Source organism: Variovorax sp. P4_D9 (assembly GCF_056401695.1).
This window is the reverse complement of record NZ_JBFUIU010001609.1, coordinates 1-893: the sequence shown is the minus strand read 5'-3', so window position 1 is coordinate 893 and position 893 is coordinate 1. Positions and strand designations below refer to the sequence as shown.

At 65.6% G+C, this 893-nt stretch carries 1 protein-coding gene; it reads left to right on the top strand.

Annotated elements, in window-relative coordinates; all coding sequences use genetic code 11:
* Window positions 1-893: amidase (locus tag AC1DY5_RS57240; RefSeq protein WP_478122975.1), on the top strand; the 893-nt coding region annotated here is incomplete at both ends.

The window sequence follows — 893 nt, the reverse complement described above, 5'->3', positions numbered from 1 at the left end:
GAAGTGTGGGGCGCGACGGGCAATCCCTTCAACCCCAACCTCAACGCCGGCGGATCTTCCGGCGGATCCGCGGCGGCGCTGGCCTGCGACATGCTGCCGCTCTGCACTGGATCAGATACTGGCGGTTCGCTTCGCATCCCCGGCGCCAAATGCGGCGTCGTGGGTTTTCGCCCTTCACCGGGCGTGGTGCCGAGCGTTCGCAAGCTCCTCGGGTGGACGCCGATCTCGGTGGTCGGGCCCATGGGTCGGACCGTCGAGGATGCCTGCCTGCAACTCGCGGCGACCGCCGGGATGCATTCGGGCGATCCGCTGAGCTATCCGCTCGATCCGATGTCGTTCCTGACGCCTCCACGCGTGGACCTTGCGCGGCTTCGCGTCGCCTATACCGAAGACTTCGGCACCTGCGCCGTGGATGAAGGCATCCGAGCCACCTTCCGACGCAAGATCAATTCGATAAAGCATCTGTTCGCGCGCTGCGATCCCGTGGAGCTGGACATGGGTGAAGTGCACCGCTGCTTCGATGTGATCCGCGCCGAGGCCTTTGTGGCGGGCATGCAGGCGGCCTACGAGCGCGACCCGGACAGCCTCGGTCCCAACCCGCGCGCCAACTACGAGATGGGCATGCGCATGAGCCTGCTCGACGTCGCATGGGCGCAAGCCGAGCAGACCCGCCTGATGAAGCGCTTCGGGCAGACCTTCGCCGACTACGACCTGATCCTTTCGCCGACCACGCCCGTGTCGCCGTTTCCGTGGACCCAGCGCTACGCGGAGTTCATCAACGGCGAGCAGCAGGAGAACTACTATCGCTGGCTGGCGCTGACCTACGTGGTCACGCTGACTACCCATCCGGCACTGTCGCTTCCTTGCGGCGTGGACCATGCGGACATGCCTTT